Annotated in this window: 5 protein-coding genes; 2 read left to right on the plus strand and 3 right to left on the minus strand. The window is 36.2% G+C overall.

Translation table 11 applies throughout. From position 1 onward, the window contains the following. Positions 1-569: 569 nt before the first annotated feature. Together AFK68_RS35265 and AFK68_RS37055 are read left to right on the plus strand one after the other, a co-directional pair. Complete coding sequence (locus tag AFK68_RS35265) at positions 570-752, plus strand: hypothetical protein (protein WP_143438043.1); 183 nt, start codon at positions 570-572, stop codon at positions 750-752. A gap of 18 nt (positions 753-770) precedes the next feature. Next, the gene (locus AFK68_RS37055) at positions 771-908 is read left to right on the plus strand and encodes a hypothetical protein (RefSeq protein WP_168186550.1); all 138 of its coding nucleotides are present in this window, start codon (positions 771-773) and stop codon (positions 906-908) included. Positions 909-1,086: 178 nt separating this feature from the next. Here the strand turns inward: AFK68_RS37055 and AFK68_RS19035 are convergent, their stop codons facing one another. From AFK68_RS19035 to AFK68_RS19045, 3 genes are all read right to left on the minus strand, one after another. After that, on the minus strand, positions 1,087-1,278 hold the full coding sequence (locus tag AFK68_RS19035) for a hypothetical protein (RefSeq protein ID WP_094674165.1): 192 nt from the start codon (positions 1,276-1,278) through the stop codon (positions 1,087-1,089). Then, positions 1,279-1,602, minus strand: coding sequence for a hypothetical protein (locus AFK68_RS19040; RefSeq protein WP_094674167.1), 324 nt, complete (start codon positions 1,600-1,602; stop codon positions 1,279-1,281). Positions 1,603-1,718: 116 nt separating this feature from the next. After that, positions 1,719-7,142: an NHLP family bacteriocin export ABC transporter peptidase/permease/ATPase subunit gene (locus AFK68_RS19045; RefSeq protein ID WP_094674169.1), complete on the minus strand. Its 5,424-nt coding sequence runs from the start codon at positions 7,140-7,142 to the stop codon at positions 1,719-1,721. Positions 7,143-7,606: the final 464 nt, after the last annotated feature.

A 7,606-nucleotide genomic window follows, 5' to 3' on the forward strand; every position in this document is an offset into this window, starting at 1 on the left:
TTGGGCTATATTTGGGCTTAAGATGAGAAGTGTAAACTTCGCCCAAAGTCTTATATAATCTCGCTTTTTGCAATTAAAAATTTACTTGATAAATCAGCTGTAAAATGTTGTGTAAGTTCAGTAGCGATCGCGGGAGACGTAAAATTATTGTAGACCAAGCATTATAGTCTAATTTTACCAGTTAAGTTGTGTAAGTCCCACTAGAGATTTTTTGAAGTAGAGCGATCGCCTCAACCGGACCCTCAACTTTTTGCCAGTTTTCTTAAAAGATGAAAATTTTCCTTCTATATATAGATAGTCGAAAATTTCTCACAGACTTTTCCATCTGGAGCTGCTCTTTTTAGAGGAAAGTAGGGATTTTTTGAAGTGGAGCGATCGCCTCAACCATCCACTCAACTTTTTGCCAGTTTTCTTAAAAGATGAAAATTTCACTTCTATATATAGGTAGTCGAAAATTTCTCACAGACTTTTCCAGAATATCTGCTCAATCAAGAGGTAAGTAGATATTTTCTCTTTGTGGAGCGATCGCCTCACCCAGACCCCAAACTTTTTGCCATTTTTCCTAAGAGATGAAAATTTTACTTCTATATATAGATAATATAGATAGTCGAAAATTTGCCAGAGACTTTTCCAGATATTTGCTCAATCAAGAGGTAAGTAGATATTTTTTGAAGTGGAGCGCTCGCCTCTTGCCTCCCTTCGACTTTTTGCCAGTTTTTGTTAGAGATGAAAATTTTCCTTCTATATTATAGATATAGATACTCAAAAATTTGCCAGATACTTTTCCAGAATATTTGCTCTTTCTAGAGTTAACTAGAGATTTGCTGAAGTCGAGCGATCGCTCTTTTTGTCAAGACGTTTTTCTTTCTTTCAAGGTTGACGCGCCACTACTGCCTTGTCAAGACTAAAATACACCGAGTTGTAATGTGGTACGAATAATCTGCTTTGAATTCTCTTTTTGGTCTGCCCATGTCTTTTCAGTTATCAGTTCACAGTTATCAGTTATCAGTTAGTGAGAGTATTTGTCGTATTGGTCAACTCCTAAAACGACACTTTATGGGCTACTTTGTACCATCCAGTAGTTTCCTATTCTGACTCCTGACTCCTGTATCCTGACTCCTGTCTCCTCCTGTGCTGTGGTATCAAATGAAATGGTGATAATTTCGGCACTTCATGCTTTCTATTCTCTGATGGTTGCTTTTGATAGCTAGCATAAAACCATCGAGTGTGGTAATTTTTTGTTTGTGACAACCCGCCGTCGGCGACATTTTGCCACATTTATCTCTTTTTTGGCTCTGGCCACTTCTTTTCCTTTTCCCTCTTCTCCAATTGCTTCCTTAGCTTTATTAGCTCCAGGTCTGGGTCCTCCCACTCGTATTTAGCGTCTAAGGTCATACCATGTGTCATGATGCTTCCCACACTCATAAGACCGCCGGTGCATGCCTCCAATTCTTTATCAGAGAGAGGAGAGAAGGTCTCTCTCTCCGAGGGTGTGGTGGAGGAATTCTTGTGGTGGGAGCAGCTGGAATTAGGGTTGGTTGCTCTGTGAGTAGTGGTACAGTTCTTGTCGGCATACATTTCGTTGTTATTTGGCATTTTCATTTCATTTTGTTTTCTGTTTTCTCTTTTTTTCTGTTTTCTGTTTTCTAATTACTTTTGGTGTCTGAAATTTTAACACTTTTTAATGTGATTAAATAATTAAATTATTATTAAATTAATTAAGCCAACTGACGATTAACCAACTTCCTAAACAACCCTTCCTGTTCCATCAACTCATCAAAACTCCCCTTCTGCACAACCCTTCCCTGAGACATCACATAAATAACATCCGCATTCCGAATTGTACTCAACCGATGAGCAATAACAACGCGAGTCACATTCAATTGCTCCAAACTCTCAGTGACGATCGCCTGAGTTTTATTATCTAAAGCACTTGTCGCCTCATCAAACAAAATAATTTTCGGCTCCAATATCAACGCCCGCGCAATTAACAAACGTTGTCGCTGTCCTCCCGAAAGGTTACTACCTCCCTCACTTACTACTGTGTGCATTCCCATTGGCATTTCTTCAATATCATCTGCAAAACCTACTTCCTGAGCTGCTTCCCATGCTGTCTGCGGACTTACCAACTCGCCACTACTGATATTTTCATAAATACTGCCTGTCATCACTTTCCCATTTTGCAGCACCACTCCTAATTGTTGTCTGACTGCTTCCAAGTCTAATTCAGCTAAATTTTTACCATCATAAAAAATGCTTCCGGTTTGCGGTTGCTCGAAACCCAGCAATAAACGGAATAAGGTAGACTTACCACTGCCAGAAGGACCAACAATGGCAACAAATTCTCCTGGTTTAACTTCTAAACTAATATTATGGAGTACCGTCGTCACATTAATTTCTGAGAGATTTTTATCGGCAGTTTCTGTTGTTAACTTAGACTTGTGATGATAACTAAAAGTGACATTTTCGACAGAAATACCACCTTGTAATTCTCCAGGGTGAGCCAAATTAGGATTATATTCAATAGGAGCATCTAAAATACTTTTTGCTCTTTCCCACAAAGGTACAATACCGATAACATCAGTAATAGTATTACTCAAAGAAGTCACGCCACCAAGAAACACACCCATCGCCGAATTAAAAGCAATAAATGTACCAATATTTAAACCTGGATTTCCTGTTTGTTGAGCGGAAATAATAATCTGAATCGTAAACCAATAAATCAACATAGAAGTCACGAGAGAGACAACTTCATTGATTACCGAAATAATATCGTTAATCTGAAAAATCCGATTATTAAGTTGAATTTGAGGTTGATATTTTTTACCCCAAACTGCAAAAGCTCTAACTTCAGCAGCAGCAACTCGTAATTTTTGAATGCCGTTTATTAGTTGTACAGTTAAACCTTGAATTTTCCCACTCAGCTTTTCTTGTTCTCGTTCAAAACGAATTAAAATTATGCCGGAAATTAGGGTGATGAGGAAAGAAATTAAACCAATAATTAGAACAATTAAGGCTAATTTTCGGCTATAGAAAAACATTAAACCTAAATTTAACAAGGAAAATACACCAGTAAAAATTGTGGTAATAACGGCACTATTGATTAAACTACTAATCTGACTAATTGCAGCAATCCGAGTTAATAAATCTCCCAAACTAAATTCTCGGAAAAAATTCGGATTTAGCCGAAAGAGGCGGTCATAAATTCCTGACTGTAAATTAATTTGCATTCCCTGATAAACTTTGATAGACATGATTCCTTGGAGCAAATTAAATAAGGATTTTCCTACAGTAACGGCAAGTAAACCTATTGCTATTTGCCATAACAATAATTTGTCACTATCAGGAATAGCATTATTAACAAGAATGGCACTTGCTTGAGGAGTAATCATTCCCATCAGACTGATTATTGTGCCTAAAATCATTACTTTAATTCCATCCCATTCATAACTTTTTATGGCGAATAAAAATATCTCCCAAACATTTTTTACCTGGAAAGGGAAGGGGCGATAAAAAGTAAATGCTGTTGATGATAAAGTAGCAGCAACTTTTTGATTTATGGGAAGAGAAGTTTGAGTTTTTGGGTTGTAGAGAAGGTAGTTATTTTTGTGGGGTAATAAAGCAACGGGTATATTTTCTGATTCAATCCAACCTAACAAAGCACCAGAATTTTTTTGCCACCATTTATCTCTGAGTTTTACTTGCCGTATTCGACATCGGGAAGCTTTAACAATCTCTTGTAAATCTTGTTGATAATCGGCAGGAGATTTTTTTTCTGGGGGGATCTTTTGGAAGTTTTTTGTCTGTGTAGATGGTGGTTTAATTTCTATTTGGTTGGCACGACCTATTGCTCCTACTGCTATTAATAATAAGTCATTAAAATTGGAGGTTATGGAGTTAGTTGTTTCTCGGTCGTATAAGACAGAAACAAAATTTTGCATAGTTTCTGTTTGACTGCGTTGATTATAGGTTTTGAGTTGTTGAGAATTGAAGATTTCTGTTTGTTCTTCTGCCACAATAACTTCATGGAGATAATTGCAAAAGTTATTGTTAATTGAAACAATTTGGGAAAAATTAGGATGTTCAGATTCGGCAAAAGATGGCAAGGAAAAATCATTCGGTATTGAGTCAACAGATTCATCTATAAATTCAGAATTTTGACTTTGAGATTGCTTCTCTTCGCTTGTAACGCTACGCGCTTTTGAATTTTGACTTGTAATAAATTCATACTTTTGAATTTGAGATTGCTTCTCTTCGCTCGCAACGCTACGCGCTTTTGAATTTTGAATTATAAAAAGGTGGTTTAACCATTTTTCTACTAAAGGAATAGACAAACTCTTCAAATCTTCAGTTAAATCTGTATTAGTAAGATTAATCTGAATTAGTTCGGCTTTTTCCAAAGCAATTCCCAATAATTTGCCTTGAGTCTGAGCATCGCAATTAAAAATTAATTCTCCCGGTTTAACTGTAAATAAATAATGACGATTTCCGATTAATTCTCCCGCTGATTCCAGAGAATAAAATATTTCTACTTCTCCAGATTTTACTAACCAGATAATTTGGGGATATTCAAAAATTAGAGGTTGATTACCTTCTAGGAAATAATGTTCTCCTTTATTTTCTAAATCTGCCAATAAACGAGCAGAAAAAACAGAATTTTCAGTAATATTTTCCTGTCGTATTTCTCCATCTATTCCCGACACCCAATTCTCTTCTTGATTCAGAATTATGAATTCTGAATCCTGACTCCTTCTTTCTTTATTCTGACTCCTGAATCCTTCTTTCTTTATTCTGACTCCTGTCTCCTGAATCCTGAATCCTTCTTTCTTTATTCTGACTCCTGACTCCTGACTCCTGACTCCTTCTTCCTTCCTTCTTCCTTCCTCCACCTCCAATAATTCCCGATAATAAATACCCTCATTCCAAAGTTGTTTATGAGTACCCCTTTCTAATACTTTTCCTTCTTTTAAAACCAGAATTTCATCACAATCTCGAATCGTACTTAAACGGTGTGCGACAACAATACAAGCACAACCTCGACGACGTAAATTACGATCGATAATTCTTTCAGTTTCCGCATCTAAACTACTCGTTGCTTCATCCAAAATTAAAATTCTAGGATTATTTACCAACGCCCTCGAAATTTCCAAACGTTGTCTTTGACCCCCCGATAAATTCACCCCACCTTCCAGCAAATTAGCATCATAACCACCAGTTAAAGTCATAATAAATTCGTGAATATTTGCATCCTTACAAGCTTGAACTAAAGCAGAATTACTAATAGTTGGATTCCATAAAGTTAAATTTTCTCGAATCGTTCCTTCAAATAAAAATATATCTTGCGCCACCATTGACACAGACTTTGTTAAAACCGAACGAGGAATTTCTTGACGGGAAATATCATCAAATAAAACTTCTCCTAATTTAGGTTGATATAAACCACAAACTAAATTAGCAATAGTTGATTTTCCAGAACCACTTTTTCCTACCAAAGCAACTCTTGAACCAGGTTTAATTAACAAATTAAAATTTTCAATTAATGGAGGTTTTAAAGGATTATAACCAAAAGTAATATTTCTCAATTCTACTTTACCTTTTAAGAGAGAAGTAGGGACGTTGCATGCAACCTCCCTAGAAGGTACGTCCGTATAAGGTAGGGGCGAACGGCCGTTCGCCCCTACAGATTCGCCATTCGCCCCTACAGGTTTTTCCTGCTCATTTCCTTCTTCAATAATAGAATTTTCTACAGCTTCAGTAATTTCAATATCTTCATCAATAGGATGATCTAAAACATCATCAAGACGTTCCAAACTTGCTTCTAACTCTTGTAAACTACTGCCAAAATTGATTAATTCTGCCAGAGGGTTTAAAAAACCAGAAGCTACAGTTTGAAATGCCACTAACATCCCAATACTCATTTCCCCTGCCATTACTTTTAACCCTCCCAATACTAAAATTATCGTAGAAGTAAGAGTGCTTAAAAATGTTGGTAAAACAGTTAAAACCTTAGTTTGAATATTTAACTTTTGCTCCTCATTCATCACCTGAGAATATATTCCCAAAATCCGCGCAAAAATATAAGATTCTAAACCCCCCGCCTTCAGACTTTCAATTGCTCCTAAACTACCCAAAAGATAACCAGATAACTTTCCTTTTTTTTCACTCAAATTCAGAGTCGCTTCAATCCGAAATTGTCGGAGCCAATATAATGCTGCCACATTAATCAAACCAAAAACTATAGTAATTCCAGCTAAAATTCCATTATAAAAACTCATTAAAACGGCATAAAATACCAACATTATTGTATCAATTAAAGTATTTGCAACTTGACTCAATAATTGCACAGTTTGGTCATTCAAAGCAGCACGAGAACTAATATCTCCAGCAAATCTTTGAGCATAAAATTTCATTGGCAACCGCAGCAAATGCCACATAAACTGACTATTCATAGTAATCGAAAGTTTAATAATTAACTTCCGCAAAAAGATATATTGCATCCTCGCAATAGTAAATTGCAGAATCGTTGTAACTGCCATTCCTAACAGTAAAGGGCGGAGCCAATCTTGAAAACCCTCCACCAAAACTTGGTCAACAAAAACCAAACTAAAAGCCGGAATAATTAAGCGAATTAAACTAAGGAAAAAACCAGCAACAAAAGTAAAAACCAGAGCATTTTTCGAGTTTTGTAAACGAACAGCCAAATAAGCAATAAAATTTCTTTTTTTTCCTCCTTTAACAAACTCTTCTCCCGGTTCCATCTGCAAAACAATACCACTGTAAGATTTCGCAAATTCTTCCTTACTAACCTTCCGTCTACCCAATGCCGGATCGTTGAGATAAGCAAACTTTTTATCAAAACCTTCTACTACCAAAAAATGATTAAATTTCCAAAAAATAATCACAGGTAAATCAGTATTTTCCAAGAATTCAACAGTGCTTTTTCCACCCTTAGCTGTCAAACCATATTCCCTTGCCGTTCTCACAATTTGACCAGCATTAGTACCATCTCGACTCACGCCACATTTACTGCGCAACTCCATTAAAGGAACTTCACGTCCATAATATTTAAGAATAATACCCAAAGATGCGGCACCACATTCAGTAGCCTCCCTTTGTAAAAAAGGTTTCGTTTTTACTCTCATTTTTATTATTAGGAAGGAAGAAGGAAGAAGTTAAGAAGGAAGAAGGTTTTATTTATTTGATATATAAAGGCTTTAGCTTTATTGGTATCGAAAAAAGTATTAGGTTTTCAGCTCTTGACGCTCAAAAATGAGCGCATTTTGGGCAAGAGTTGGGCAAAAAAATTAATCCCGTAGGGACGTTGCATAACAAAAATGCGAACGTCCCTACTGCTCCCCTACTCCCTCACTCCCCTACTCCTTACAAAAGACTTTTTCAGTAAACCCTATTTACAGCAGTTTTCATATATTAGTAGACCACAGTAGAAAGGTTGCATACAACGTCCCTACTAGGTTATCATTTTTTAAATGTGGTTCATTAACCTGAAAACTGCTGTAGGAAATAAGGAATAAATATTGAAATAATATCATGTCCGTTGGTATTGTTTGTCTAAAATTTGATAAAATGCCTACCATATTTATTATTT

The organism is Hydrocoleum sp. CS-953, assembly GCF_002260545.1.
Lineage (GTDB): Bacteria > Cyanobacteriota > Cyanobacteriia > Cyanobacteriales > Microcoleaceae > Trichodesmium.